Origin of the sequence: Bifidobacterium imperatoris (assembly GCF_002860405.1) — a bacterium.
In the GTDB taxonomy this organism is placed as follows: domain Bacteria; phylum Actinomycetota; class Actinomycetes; order Actinomycetales; family Bifidobacteriaceae; genus Bifidobacterium; species Bifidobacterium imperatoris.
This window is the reverse complement of record NZ_NMWV01000003.1, coordinates 49,347-62,673: the sequence shown is the minus strand read 5'-3', so window position 1 is coordinate 62,673 and position 13,327 is coordinate 49,347. Positions and strand designations below refer to the sequence as shown.

Genomic DNA, 13,327 nt, shown 5'->3' with positions numbered 1-13,327 from the left:
CAATGATGAGGAGCATGTAATTTGCCGTATATGAAAACTGCCAGATAACGCCACGCGCTATCTTGCTGTGAAGAGGAAGCGTCGTAAATTCTGGGTACCAGTTTTTTGTTTCCGAAATTGTTCGCAAATGAGAACCTGGGGAAATCATTTCAATGACGACTCCCACCCCAGTAACTAAAGCGAACACTAGTGCCGGAACAGAGATTTTCTTATTACGAATCCACCAAGAAATCACGGTGAGCAAGCCAAACGCACACAGGCATAATCCGACCTGTTCGACACCCAAGGAAGCTAAAAAGGCAACAGGAATATACCATCCCCAATGTCGCACAGACTCACCCTTATATATCCTCATCAATAATGTAGAGGAAAAGAATGCTAGCGATGCCGGCCACAGGTAGGCAAACGAACCTGCAACCCAATAGACACTATTCAGCATAATGCTCGGAGCGATTAACCAAATACCGGCATACCCCATAAGAACAGACATGACGGTAATATGTTCAGAAGCCAAGCGAATGATTGAATATACCAGCAATGCGACCATCAAAGCATCCGCCACTCGCCACCACATTTGATTGAGCGGAATGAACACTGCTGCAACCGATTCCGAAAAGACTCGGCCAGACCATCCCAGATACCGTTCCCACACCCAGTAAGCAGGGCTTGCCGCTTCTCTAATCCATTTAGCAAAGTTGGTGTCATCACCTTCTGCTCGAACGACAGGTAAGAGAGAAGCCAAGGTGATAGCAACGCTGCATACCCAAGCAACTACAATGCAGGTTTTCGATTCATTTGCTTTCCTCAAACGATCTAAGTCAAGTCGCATGCAATACTCTCTCTCGAATAGCAACTTACAATCATGCTTATTGTACCTATAGCATCCCGAATTCTTAGTGAATCCAGCAAAAGTAGCTCTTGCGTTAGTATGGCAACCATGAATGACTCCATAAGCACCGATTCGGCAGATTGGCTGAATCAGCTAGTAAAATATGGCACTAAGTTCATCACATATCTTGGTCTGATTATTGTTAGCCTACTATCCCTTGCCGCGCTGTGCTTTACTTTGTTTTCCCAACAACGTACTTCGAAACCCCATTGCGCTCAATACCCTGTGCTATTGCCTCTGCAATGTGTAACGTACTACTGCTCATCCTGTGGATTCGTTGTAATAGATGGGATATACCAAAAGTAAAAACAAATGCTGTCATACGAACGTTATGACCTACACCATTATCGTAGGTGCATTATAGTCAGTTATCGCGAACTTGCATCCTGTTTCCGACCAACAAGTTGTTTCCTGGTACGGACAGCAGTTTGCCCAACATAATAATGAGACATTTTTTCAACCCTATATTCAGCAATATCCACATCAGCTTGGCTACGTATTGTTCTATTCGGGTTTCGGATCATTGTTTGGATTTTCCAATTGGAATGCCATCAGACTTTTCAATGCAGTAACAGCTGCCATCGCGCTTGCAACATTAATCAAACTGACGGAGATGATATTCAGCCCCTCAACAATCGTGGTAATCTGCGCAGCACTGTGTATGTCTTTTCTGCCTTTTATTTTCTTTTCTAACTTCGTATATGGAAATATTCCATCAGTAGCATTCTGTTTGCTAGCCTGTCTCATGCAACAACATGCATTGAGAGCAAAACAGTCTCTGCAAATCGCTCTTTATGGACTTGCATATGCCACATTTGTGTTCGCCGGTATCTGGATTAAACCCAATGGTGCTATATACTTCATTGGCATTGAAATCACTTGGATTGTGTTCATGCTGGTTACCCGTAAGCTCATGCATATCGTAGTCGCTGTAATGTGTGCTGCCTTTTATGTCGCGGCATCTGCATTACCGACTGCGATTGTTTCTGAACAAACAGGCATCTCATTTGATACCTCAACACCAAAACTGCATGGATTGCAATGGGCATGCAGGATTCTCCTCTCGCTCCAGGATGGTATAACTCCTATGTCACCGAGGTTTATGAAAAAGGTAACGGTAATCCTTCTGTCATCAACGAACTTTCAAAACAAGCCATTCACGAGAGAACTTCCTATTTCCTTCACCATCCAAAAGAGGCAGCACGATTCTATGCTTGGAAGGAAATCACGCAATGGTCTGATCCTTCTTTCGAATCACTGTGGACGGTATTCGGAGGAGTTGATGATAAGGATTTGAACAGCGACTCGAAGCTCCAACTTAGTTTCCGGCAAGGTACGTTACGTTGGGCATATACATTCTGGTGCGACGTCATCCAATCACTTATATACATGGGCACAGCATTCATGCTGTTCGTCAAACGAAAACAATGGGAGCCTGAGCAATTGGCTCTATTGCTAATATTTCTTGGCGGCTTTGCTTTCCACACCATGTGGGAAGCAAAATCCGACTATGTACTTCCCTACTTCATTCTACTTATACCCTATGCCGCTGCGGGCCTAGTACAACTGAGAAACATAACCAAATAACAGAAAAACTGAATTCCACTATGGGATTACTCCATATGACAAATAATATTAGGAGGAGCTTGCCCATCAACCTAACGAGGCAGAATAAAACCAATTACGGAGTTACAACAGCTGGGTTGACTAAGCATCAAGCCAGCTGTTGTAACAATGAATCGTGCAAATGCACATTCGTGTCATTCTCTTCCCAATCAAAGTGCGCAATAATAAATTGCGCCAATATCTCATCGCGGGATTAGTGTCCATCGTTGTGCAGGATCGTTGCTGCTCACCCATAGGTGTATGTTTGTGCCATTTGTGGTTTTCGCGCAGTCCGCATCCAAAGACAAAGACTTCGACAGCCCAGACACGAACCTGTAGGAGCCATCCTCCGTCTTAACCGCTATCCACTTCTGGGCCCAAGCTCCGGCCGACGACCACTGCTGCACGTTCGTACCGGCAGCGGCCACACCGTTCGACACATCCAGCACCTTGCCGGAACGCACATTCGTCAACGTCACATAACCCTTCGCATCATGCGACACACGCCACAACTGCTGATCCACGCCAGCCCAACGCCACAGCTGCACATTCGCCCCATCCGAAGACGAACCGTTCGACACATCCAACACCGCCTGCGAGCCATGAGACGACAACGAATACACCCCATCCTTCAAATCATTGAAATGAACCGCAGCAAAATCATCCAAGCTGTCACGTGTACCCTTTGTCGCGATGAACCACCAACGCTGAGAATCGCTGCCTGCAGCGGACCAAACATGCACATTAGTGCCGTTCGCCGTTCGCGCCGCATCAGCATCCAACACAACTCGCTCATCCAAACCAGAGACTAATCGAACCATGCCATCCGAATCGGGAACCGCTATCCACTTCTGGGCCCAAGCTCCGGCCGACGACCACTGCTGCACGTTCGTACCGGCAGCGGCCACACCGTTCGACACATCCAGCACCTTGCCGGAACGCACATTCGTCAACGTCACATAACCCTTCGCATCATGCGACACACGCCACAACTGCTGATCCACGCCAGCCCAACGCCACAGCTGCACATTCGCCCCATCCGAAGACGAACCGTTCGACACATCCAACACCGCCTGCGAGCCATGAGACGACACACGGTACGAGCCGTCCTTCAAAACATCCCTGTTCTTCAAAGCCAAATCGTCCAAGCGTCCACGCGAATCTTTCTGCTCAACCACATTCCAACGCTGCGCGTTCGATCCACTCGCTGACCACAACTGCAGACCAGCACCTTTCGCCGTAGACGCATTCGGCACATCAATCACCTTACCGGAACGGGCATTCCGGAACGATACATAACCATCACCGGCATCCTGCATCATCCAATGCTGAGCCAACGTACCATTCGACCACCACTGTTGAACAGCCGTGCCATCCGAAACGCCACCACCGGCCGCCTCCAACACCTTGCCAGAATGCACATTCGAAATTACGACCACACCATTGCCCACAGACTGCAACGAAAACACTTGAGAATCGGACTTACTCCAACTCCACGTCTGAATCCGCGCACCAGCCGACACCGACTCGCCCCTCACATCAAACAACAGAGAAGCGGACAACCCAGACCGCACCACCACGGTACCGGAAGGAACATTCACCCCCGCCGACGCCATCATAAACTTCTGAGCCACGGTCCCATTCGGCGCATACAAACGCGCAACAGTCCCATTAGCCGTCGACCCACCAGCTAAATCCAAGACATAGTTCCCCAACGCCGACTGCAGATAGTAGCCTTCTCCCGAATCGCGGATAAACCAGTGCTGCGCAGCGCTACCATTCGCAGACCACTGGCGAACAACCGCACCATTGCCAGGCACTCCATTGGCCACATCAAGCACCTTGCCGGACGCCTGATTCTTAATCTCAAAACTGCCATCAGACTGCTTGGTGAACACAAACCGCTGATTCGAACCACCATCAGCCTGCCACAACCGCGTCACCGCACCATCACTGACATCACCATCAGCAATCTCAACGCCAGACGAATCCTCAGCAACAGCATTAATATAATACGCACCATCAGCCACAGAGACAGTATTGAGGGTGCGAACATCGACCGCAGCCTGATATTCCTTATACCCAAACGCGTTCAAATCCACGCTGCCGCTGATGCCGGCGATGGAACCGCCGCTGGTGTATTGCCAGCCGCGATCATTGGTGGGCCAGCTGGTGAAGCCCATCGTGCTGCCGTACTGGGCTACCCATCGGGTCTTGGCGTGAATGCTCGCCTTATTCAGAGACGAATTGAGATATGACGTGTAGGAATACACACCAAGGTTGTTGTAACCGGCCGCCTTCAGCTTGCTGTACCACGTATTGACAATGCCGTCATACACATTTGGATCAGTGGGTGGTGTGTGGCCGGTCCACGACCAGCGTTCCAAATCGTAGAACACTGGATAGCTCAAATCGCCAGGATTTACACCGGCCTGCTTGAGCAGTTTGACAATGTCGTTGCCTTCATTAGCTGCCGTTGCAGAATCATAGGCATACGAATAGCTGTAGACACCAAACGGGATGCCCAAGCGCTTGCATTCGCTGATGTTGCGAAGCGCCTGCGTATCGAAGCCGTTGTCCCAACCGTAGCTGATGCGAATAATCGCACCTTCCACACCAGCATTCTTGGCTGCCTGCCAGTCGATAGTCCCCTGGTAGGTGGAAACGTCGATTACTCCTTTGGCCTGCTGCACGAACAGGTTGTTATTGGCGTCAAAGAATGCTTGCGTATCGTTATACGTGCCCCAGTGAGCGCCGTAATCATTGTTTTGTAGCGAAGCCAGCTTCACGCTTGACTGTGTGGACTGCTTATCGCTCGCAATTCCGGCAGTTCCAGTGGTCTCATCCGCATCGGTACCGGCTGAATCGTCTGACGAATCAGCCGAAGATGAATCACTCGCCGTTTCCCCACCAACGGCAGCGGCACCCTTGACTTCCTCAACCTTTTGCTTGACTTCGTCGGCCTGCACCGGAATGAACGATTCACCATCGGTCTTAGCCAACGGGTCTGGCTGCTTATCTTCAGTACCTACCAGATTCGGATCGGTGACGGTTTCACCGGTTTCGATATCTTTCAGCTCGCCGTTGGCGGTGACTGCATGGTTCTCGGATACCACTGTCGCATCATCAGGAATATCTGCGGAGACCTTGTCCGGCAAGGCAGCATCAGGATTGTCAGGCATGGCATCGGCAACAGTGCTGTCATCAATCGCCTGTGTTTGGAAGGCATTGACTGACGATGTTGATGCTGAGCCCGATGCCGAACCCGCAGCATCCAAGTTCACATCACTCACTGCATTCGCAGGCGCAATGCTAATAGCACCAAGCATTGCAGCACTTGCAGCAACAGCTACAACACTCATCCAGCTCTTACCCATTGTCTTCCTTACCACCATAGGATCCGCATCTTTTCTGGTTGTATATAAAGTCTCTGCATTATTCGCGCATTATTTGTCGCGATGGAAAGTCCCCACCCGATGAGGTGCTAGCAGCAGAAAAAGTACACTGCCGGCCAGCACACCCCGAAATATGCTCTTTCCACAGTTTAGCGAGCGCTCTCAACTGATTATCGTGGTCAATCCATCAAGACATATCGAACATAGGGGTGCACCTCCACCCCATTAAGCAACTCATTCAGCCCTCTCCAGATGGTTTGTTTGATATATCAAACAAACCATATATGTTAGAATAATCGAACAATAATAGTTTGTTAGGATTATCAAACAAGTGAGGTGACTGCTATGGCGCAAATGGAAATCTCCGTTCATTCCATCCGGCAATTGGCAACATCCTTACGAGACGCAAGGCGGAATGCCGGTATCACACAGACCGAGCTCTCTAAGCTAACCGGCATACCTCGCCCTTGGATTAATCAGTTGGAGCAAGGGCAAATCAGCAATCCAGGATTACAGCGGATATTCACCCTCTGCGACGCGCTCAACATAAGTCTCTCCGTTACCTATGAAGTTAATGAAACTGCAAAGCCCGGTGGCACAATCGGCAAAGCATCAAACCACATTGTGAAGAACAGTAAAGATGCGGATCGTAGCCTAATCAGCAATCAGATGCTAGACACTCTTCAACTCATTTCGAATAGCATCAATCCTTCAATAATTAAAAAAGCATCTGAAATGATGACGTCACTCGCATCCGCTTCAAAGCACATCACCGAACAGTCCGCCGAGATCAACGAAAATATTCCATCCGGTACGCCGCACGATCTTCTACCTGGGCATGAAAATGACAGTGAGGAGCAGCAATGAAGCCGAAAGAACTACTCGTCTACGTCGAAGACCAGTACTGCGGTGTACTGCGTGAGGATAACCGCGGCAAACACAGCTTTGAATACGACATCTCCGTAGCCAATCCTCCACAAATATCATTGTCCATGCCGGTTCGCTCAGAGCCCTGGACGGGTATAGCAGTTGAGGCATATATCGATGGGATTCTTCCCGACAGTCGTGATATGCGTCAACGTATCGCCAATCTTTATGGAGTGAACGCGAATAATCCATTTGCGCTACTTACTGCAGTTGGGCTCGATTGCGCAGGTGGTATACAGTTTGTTCTGCCCGAAAATGCCGAGAACTTCCGCCAAGAGAGTCAGCTCCGCCCAATCGATGACAAGCACATCGCGGAACGTCTTCGTGCTATTAGTGCCGCACGCGGCCCGTCATGGCAAATTGACGATGAGCACTGGTCGCTCAATGGCGCGCAGGATAAAATCGCCTTACAGTTCAACAACGGAAAATGGTATGAGGCACTGGGTTCAGCCGCAACCACACACATCATCAAGCCCGGCATTGATGGACTTCACGAACAGGCATTTAACGAATACATATGCATGCAAACCTTGCATAGCCTGGGCATACCAGTTGCAACATCACAGTTCCACATATTTGATGGATTACCCGCAATTGTGAGCACCCGATGGGATCGAGCTCGCATCTCAGACGACCAAGGCGGCACCATCATTACGCGTATTCATCAAGAGGATATGTGCCAAGCAACCTCGCACATGACTTCTGAAAAATATCAGACAGATGGCGGTCCTAGCGCCATCGAAATATTCAAATGCATTCAGGACAACGACCTGGGCGAAGACAGTTCCACACTGTTTCTTATCGCGTTGATACTTAATTTCCTCATGGGAGGCATTGACTCACACGCCAAAAACTATGCCATCCTCGAACCCGCAGGGAAGCGACCAACGCTTGCGCCGCTTTATGACATTGCTTCTATATATGCATATGAACCGTTGCGCAAGCAACGCAAGCTTGCCATGAGTATTGGTGGCGAATACAACTATAAGCGTATTGATCTTAGGCATTGGCGGAATATGTCTGATGCTGTCAGCAGCGATATGTTTGAGTTCGCCAAGTTTTTCCTTCAGCAGTATGCGCTTCTTCTGCCAGACGCTTTTCACCAGACCAGTTTGCATGCTTTAGAACAACCGGCTCTCCAGCTTACAGATCAGCCGGCAAATGATATCTCATTGGAGAATCGCAAAATCCTTGTGCAACGAATCCAAGCTGGCATTAACGCCCAATGTGATCGGGTGTTAGGCTGGTTCGGCAAGCCGGCAATGGAATTCTGAGCCAAGGCACAGCCAGACGTTTCGGTATCACCGCTTACGGCGGCGCATAGCTGACGTTACAGCAATGGCAATGCATGCAGCGGCAGTGACGGCACTAATCACAGCACCGGGCACCAGCCCTGGCGAGGTGAAACGCGTTTCAACATCATTCGTTCCAGCCTGAACCGGAATTACGGTGACGGCACCGCCGAAGGCCGGCTTGGCCTCTACCTTCTTGCCGTTCACGGTCACATGCCAGCCGTCACTGTACGGGGTGGTGATCATCAGCGACTGACTATCACTCTGCGCAGTAAACGTGCCCCGTACATAGCCATCCTCGAACTCTTGAATGTTGAACTCGCTTTGCGCAAGCTGGCTCGTAACCGCATGGACTTCGCTCATATCCAGCACGGTGAATAGGCAGGTCGCAGCAGCCTGATCACCGGTTATGGGAGTGCCGGTGGGTGATGTCAAAGTCACTGTATGAGTGCCGGCTGTCTGAGTACTGTCGGCCCCACTCACCAACGGATGCATAGCATGCTCGAATCGGTTGTTTTCAGTAATCGCTCCGCCACCATCAATGCTCAAACCGAAATCAACAGCCGCACTCGTCGATACATACACATACCCAACCGAGCCTTTCGGCACCTGAACCGTCCAAGTGCGCGAGCCGCCGGCGTTATCCACCGCTGTGGCCTCGACCTGCTTGAACGGCGTCACCTTGCGCCCAACCAATGCAGAAGCAAACGCATTCTGATTCTCAAACGGATTAGCAGACTGCGGCATATCACTCTCGGCAATATCCGCAGGAACACCGTACGCCAATGGCAGCGCATTCTGATTGCGATACACGGCAGCTGCACCATCGCCGCTCGCATTCAGCACGCGCTGCATGCCAAGGTATTGATTAGGGTACTTGCCATCGGAATCAGCAATATCATTCAACGACACATACTTCACGCCCAGCAACGCATCACTGAGCAAGCTTGGTGCTGCGTAGCGGGTCAGGTTTTCGTCAACCTGACTGTAACCGAGTCGAGACAGCAAATCCACGGCAGCAGCACTATTCGCGGACGAATAGATGGAGAGCTGACGGAAACCAGAAGCCATACCTTCGTTCAAAGCCGCAGCTCCAGCGCGCGTATAGTTCTTTTCAAATCGGTACACGCCGCCATCCAGCGAACGCAAACGATCAGCTTGCGTGCGCGAATTGGCAGTGTAGGTATCCGCATATGTCTGCTGATAATCGCGGTAGGCAACGCTCGCCGTGTGATTGGCCGCGAACAGAAACTCCGGAATAGCAATCACGATGATTACTGCCGCCACAATTCGAGTCAGCGTACGTTTGCCGGCATCGCTCAATCGTCTGGTAATCAGCACACGACCATTGAGAATTTCCTGCAATGCTGCAGCGGCCAACAACACCATGAAGAACGCTGCATAAATGGCCGGACGCGAATAGAAACCCTTCGGGTAGCGCAGACCACACCACAGTATTTCCAGCGGCACCATCGTGGTCGAGGCCAAGATAAAGAGCAGAATCACAGCCGCGGTTTTTCTCACCGACCGATTAATCGAAGGCAACAGGAAGAACAGCACAGCAAGCACTGTGACCACAGCACCCATGAACAGCTGAGGAACCTCCTGCTCCTGCCAGCCGGTGGCTGTGAAGCCTAGCAAGACACCCTTCAGGTCCGCATGAGTGCCGAGATCCCACAAGTGGCCAATCACGGGCACCGCGAAGGAAATTGCGACCATGCCTGCACAGCCCAGCACAAACAGCGCCACGCACACGCGCCACGCAACAGTATGCGCATACGGTTCAGGCATTGCAAGCGCTGCAGAAGAACCGGCGCCACGAGCATCGACGGCAATAGTCCTCACTTTTGCCGCACTATCAGCGCTATTCTTCACATGCTCGGCGGACTGACGAACAGCGGCATTGCGTCGAGCACGCACCACTATCAGCGCCACAACCGCAGCAATAATCAGCACAACCAGCACACCGGCCACCACCAGCATCGGCAATAATTTGGTAATCAATCCGCCAGCCAAGCCCTGCGCCTGATCAAGAATTCCGCGAATGCGCGAAGACATGGCACCCTGACTGGAGGACTGCACTTTGATGGTGGGTAAGAATGTCCACATGCTCAGCAGCAATGCCAGAACACCACAGCCGGCCATGCCCAGCACTTTGCGCCACAAATCATTGTCGCGGAATCGAGTGCCGGTTCGTGCGGCGAGCGCCATCTGCTCCAATACTGCGTAGAACACGAGGAAGAAGATGGTCATATATGCCGTGTACCAGCAGATAATCACGGAAACCGTGAGCAGGGCTGCCAGCATGCGCCAGTGGCGGCGATTGATGTATTCATAGGTAGCCCAACAGACGAGCGGCAGCAGTACAAGATTGTCGAGCCACATGGGGTTGCGCAGATTGGAAACCGTCCATGAGCCGAATACATATCCGAGCGAGAGCGCTGCAGCCGAGATGCCATTGAGCTGGAAACGTCGGCGCAGCAGGAACACCATGCTCATCTCGGCGAGACCGAGCTTCACCGCCACAACCAGCCAAATGAACAGCGTGATATGCGCGGTATCAAAGAACACGACGAACAGGTTCAGCGGGCTGGCCAGATAGAAGCTGTAAAGCCCCCATATACCAACTCCCATGCCTTGCGCAAAGGAGTACATGAGATTGCCGCCTTGACCGAGCAGTATCGAGCGGAACCAAACGAAGAAGTCGACATATTGGTAGCGCAAATCGCCAGACAGGAACGATTCGTTGCCGAACGGATAAATGCCGCGCATCATGCATAGCACGATAAGCAGCACGATGGGGAGCGCGAAACAGGCCAGATATCCTGCAATAGTAAGGCTGATTCGAGTGGTACGGGTAGGCGCTGATGCACTGCTTGAAGACATGTGGCTTATTATAATGTGGCTAGTTCCGCGAGCTGAGGAGTACGTATATGAGCAATACCGACGTTCGCACGTTGACGGTAATGATTCCTTGCTACAACGAGCAGGAGTCTCTGCCTGCACTGTTCAAGCGTATGGATGCACTCGTGGCCAGCGCACCAGCGCGGTTGCGCTACACGCTCCTGTTTGTGGACGACGGTTCCAAAGATGATACGCGCCCGCTCATCCGCGACTATGCCGGCAAGCACCAGGATTATGTGGAATACCTGTTCCTCTCACGCAACTTCGGCAAGGAAAAAGCCATGTACGCGGGCATTATGCACACGCATACCGATGGCCTAGTCATTATCGACGCTGATTTGCAGGATCCGCCCGAGCTCATTCCCGAAATGGCCGAACTATGGTTCCAAGGCTACGAGGATGTGTACGCCCGCCGACGCAGCCGTGAAGGTGAAAGCTGGCTCAAGAAGGCCACCAGCCGCTGGTATTACAGCCTGCTGCAGAAAATCTCCGGTATGGAAATCCAACGCGATACCGGAGACTTCCGTCTGCTCGACCGCAAATGCATCGAGGCTCTGCAACGGCTCGATGAATCCGAGCGCAACTCCAAAGCCCTGTTCAGCTGGATTGGGTTCAAGAAAATCGAATTCCTGTACGACCGCGACAAACGCGTGGCCGGCACTACGAAATGGAGCTATCCGAAGCTCTTCCACCTGGCTATGGATGGCATTACGAGCTTTACTATCGCGCCGCTGAAAATCGCCACGTGGGCAGGCTCGATTGTCTCCGCTGCAGCATTCCTGTACGCGTTGTTCCTTATTGTGCGCACCCTAGTTTCAGGCATTGATGTGCCCGGTTATGCCTCCACTATGGTGGTCATGCTTTTCCTCGGCGGTGTGCAACTCCTCTGCCTCGGCATCATCGGCGAATACCTTGGCCGTATCTTCATGCAGACCAAAGGCCGACCCAACTATCTCATCGAGGAAAGCAAGCTCGGCAGCAAACCTATGCCCGGCGCTCACGACCCAGAATCAGCGCAGCAAGGAACGGAATCAGAATGATTGCGCCCAACATAAGGCGTAGCTGCACAGCGAGCGCGGCAAGCATCAGCGAGATCGCGATACCCAACGGAATCAAGAACAGTGGCAACAGTTCGCGCATGCCACGTCGGTAAGCAAGTACGGCTAGCGCAATAAGCATCCAATCGATTACCGCCAGATTGAACACCACTCGCGGCGCCCATGCCAATGCAGACTGTCCAGCCGCGGCTTTGTCCATGTGCAGCACACCGCCCAAAATACTGTACTGGTCGTCAGTCACTTGCAATGGATTGAGCAGCGAGCCTTCAAACAGCGCATAAGCCTTGACACATGTGCCGAAATTTGCGAAGCATAGGCTTGCCCAATTGCCGAGGAATTCGCCTAAATCCGCGCCGGTCAAATCGGAAATTTTGTTGTCCATCACCACTAGCCGCTGCTTTTCGTAGTTTGCCGCCCACTGGGCTTGCGGACGCACGGCTTGGAAGTACGCATCCGCCTGGGCGGGTAGATGCTGCGGATTTCCATGCAAATCCTCGTAATAGATGTAGGAGACCTGCATCAGCGGCACACCCAACATTTCCGTGGTGGCTGCCGGCTGAGCCTTCAGCCCATAATCGCAATAGGCACCCCAAGCACCAGTCAATGCCGCAAAAGCGACCAATACTACCAGCAAACGTTTCCATTCACGACGGTACCGAATCAGCAGGAACAGCACAATCATGCCGATGAACAGGAAATTATTCTTGCGGTATTCATTAGTCACGAACAACGTGAGCGTCAGCCCTGCCAAAAACCAGGGATTACGCAACATCGCGCCTTTGCTATCGATGATGGCGAACACTTCCACACACAACAGCAGCGTGAACCCTGCGCACAGCACATCCTTGACGCAGGAGACCGCATACGCGGGGAACAACGGATAGAACGACCATGCCAACGAAGCAATCAGCAATGCCCGCCGGCTTACTCGCGGCGCAAGCACAGCCAACGCAGTAATAATGCAAGCGGCAAAGATAATGGATTGCATCAGATTGCAGAGCCAAAGCTGATCGCCGCCGATAATGCCGAACACAAATGTACTCAGCACTGAATGCTGCTTGCTGAACGTCCAGTCGGCGAACATTTGGCGCTGCCAGTTGGCATCCACCGAATCGATACCAGGGAATACAACCGCATAAGTTGCCAAATACACCGCCAAAGGCAACATAATGAACCAATTGCGTTGCCACCATTGTCTGCGAGACTGCTTGTATGCTTGCATGCTGGTCGCGGATTCCATTGTCATCGCCTCTTTCC

9 protein-coding genes are annotated in these 13,327 nt (G+C 51.5%); 4 read left to right on the top strand and 5 right to left on the bottom strand.

What is annotated here, in order from left to right:
* Together Tam1G_RS01020 and Tam1G_RS01015 are read right to left on the bottom strand one after the other, a co-directional pair.
* A partial coding sequence (locus Tam1G_RS01020; RefSeq protein WP_133124958.1) for a DUF6056 family protein occupies positions 1-829 on the bottom strand: 829 nt, incomplete at its 3' end.
* Between the two features lie 564 nt (positions 830-1,393).
* On the bottom strand, positions 1,394-1,636 hold the full coding sequence (locus Tam1G_RS01015) for a hypothetical protein (protein ID WP_101625144.1): 243 nt from the start codon (positions 1,634-1,636) through the stop codon (positions 1,394-1,396).
* Positions 1,637-1,930: 294 nt separating this feature from the next.
* Between Tam1G_RS01015 and Tam1G_RS01010 the strand changes: the two genes are divergently transcribed.
* A complete protein-coding gene (locus Tam1G_RS01010) occupies positions 1,931-2,476 on the top strand; it encodes a hypothetical protein (protein ID WP_101625143.1) in 546 nt (181 codons plus the stop codon).
* A 221-nt stretch (positions 2,477-2,697) separates the two neighbouring features.
* Here Tam1G_RS01010 and Tam1G_RS11580 read toward each other — a convergent pair whose 3' ends face one another.
* Entirely contained in the window at positions 2,698-5,871 is a 3,174-nt protein-coding gene (locus Tam1G_RS11580) for an RICIN domain-containing protein (protein ID WP_101625142.1), read from the bottom strand.
* A gap of 363 nt (positions 5,872-6,234) precedes the next feature.
* On the opposite strand from Tam1G_RS11580, the gene Tam1G_RS01000 reads away from it, so the two are divergent.
* Together Tam1G_RS01000 and Tam1G_RS00995 are read left to right on the top strand one after the other, a co-directional pair.
* Positions 6,235-6,756, top strand: a complete 522-nt coding sequence (locus tag Tam1G_RS01000) for a helix-turn-helix domain-containing protein (RefSeq protein ID WP_101625141.1) — start codon at positions 6,235-6,237, stop codon at positions 6,754-6,756.
* A complete protein-coding gene (locus Tam1G_RS00995; protein WP_101625140.1) occupies positions 6,753-8,090 on the top strand; it encodes a type II toxin-antitoxin system HipA family toxin in 1,338 nt (445 codons plus the stop codon). Before Tam1G_RS01000 ends, Tam1G_RS00995 begins: the two co-directional genes overlap by 4 nt.
* A gap of 27 nt (positions 8,091-8,117) precedes the next feature.
* Here the strand turns inward: Tam1G_RS00995 and Tam1G_RS00990 are convergent, their stop codons facing one another.
* Positions 8,118-10,994 (bottom strand): YfhO family protein, encoded by a 2,877-nt coding sequence (locus tag Tam1G_RS00990; RefSeq protein WP_101625139.1) that lies wholly within the window; start codon positions 10,992-10,994, stop codon positions 8,118-8,120.
* 47 nt (positions 10,995-11,041) lie between these two features.
* Here Tam1G_RS00990 and Tam1G_RS00985 point away from each other — a divergent pair, with 47 nt between their 5' ends.
* On the top strand, positions 11,042-12,052 hold the full coding sequence (locus Tam1G_RS00985; RefSeq protein ID WP_101625138.1) for a glycosyltransferase family 2 protein: 1,011 nt from the start codon (positions 11,042-11,044) through the stop codon (positions 12,050-12,052).
* On the opposite strand, the gene Tam1G_RS00980 is transcribed toward Tam1G_RS00985, so the two are convergent.
* Complete coding sequence (locus Tam1G_RS00980; protein WP_101625137.1) at positions 11,997-13,310, bottom strand: DUF6020 family protein; 1,314 nt, start codon at positions 13,308-13,310, stop codon at positions 11,997-11,999. The two genes, Tam1G_RS00985 and Tam1G_RS00980, sit on opposite strands and share 56 nt — an antisense overlap.
* Between the last annotated feature and the right edge of the window lie 17 nt (positions 13,311-13,327).

Excerpts from the sequence above, each read along its gene's own strand:
- Tam1G_RS00980 (WP_101625137.1), bottom strand. The coding sequence starts at position 13,310 with ATGGAATCCGCGACCAGCATGCAAGCATACAAGCAGTCTCGCAGACAA.
- Tam1G_RS11580 (WP_101625142.1), bottom strand. The coding sequence starts at position 5,871 with ATGGGTAAGAGCTGGATGAGTGTTGTAGCTGTTGCTGCAAGTGCTGCA.
- Tam1G_RS00990 (WP_101625139.1), bottom strand. The coding sequence starts at position 10,994 with ATGTCTTCAAGCAGTGCATCAGCGCCTACCCGTACCACTCGAATCAGC.
- Tam1G_RS00985 (WP_101625138.1), top strand. The coding sequence starts at position 11,042 with ATGAGCAATACCGACGTTCGCACGTTGACGGTAATGATTCCTTGCTAC.
- Tam1G_RS01015 (WP_101625144.1), bottom strand. The coding sequence starts at position 1,636 with ATGAGACAGGCTAGCAAACAGAATGCTACTGATGGAATATTTCCATAT.
- Tam1G_RS01000 (WP_101625141.1), top strand. The coding sequence starts at position 6,235 with ATGGCGCAAATGGAAATCTCCGTTCATTCCATCCGGCAATTGGCAACA.
- Tam1G_RS01010 (WP_101625143.1), top strand. The coding sequence starts at position 1,931 with ATGGGCATGCAGGATTCTCCTCTCGCTCCAGGATGGTATAACTCCTAT.
- Tam1G_RS00995 (WP_101625140.1), top strand. The coding sequence starts at position 6,753 with ATGAAGCCGAAAGAACTACTCGTCTACGTCGAAGACCAGTACTGCGGT.